The organism is Burkholderia sp. IT-111MI5 (genome assembly GCF_949752865.1).
In the GTDB taxonomy this organism is placed as follows: Bacteria; Pseudomonadota; Gammaproteobacteria; order Burkholderiales; family Burkholderiaceae; genus Burkholderia; species Burkholderia pyrrocinia_C.
This window is the reverse complement of record NZ_CATKIF010000069.1, coordinates 1-203: the sequence shown is the minus strand read 5'-3', so window position 1 is coordinate 203 and position 203 is coordinate 1. Positions and strand designations below refer to the sequence as shown.

The window sequence follows — 203 nt, the reverse complement described above, 5'->3', positions numbered from 1 at the left end:
GAGAAGGAAGACTTCGTGAACTGGACCAGGAGCGTCAAGTATCACGACGGCACCGACTATTTCCGCAACAACGGCGCCGGCGAGATGCTGGTGTTTTCGGCAGCGGATTTCGAGGACTTCCGCGTTGCACGCCCGGACCTGCCGGCGCAGATGGAAGACGATCTCGAAGGCGTCGTGCGCGTGCTCGCACAGAATCGCTGGCC

At 61.6% G+C, this 203-nt stretch carries 1 pseudogene; it reads left to right on the top strand.

Annotated elements, in window-relative coordinates:
- Positions 1–203: pseudogene (locus ACM6JT_RS31355) on the top strand (amidohydrolase); the annotation flags it as partial.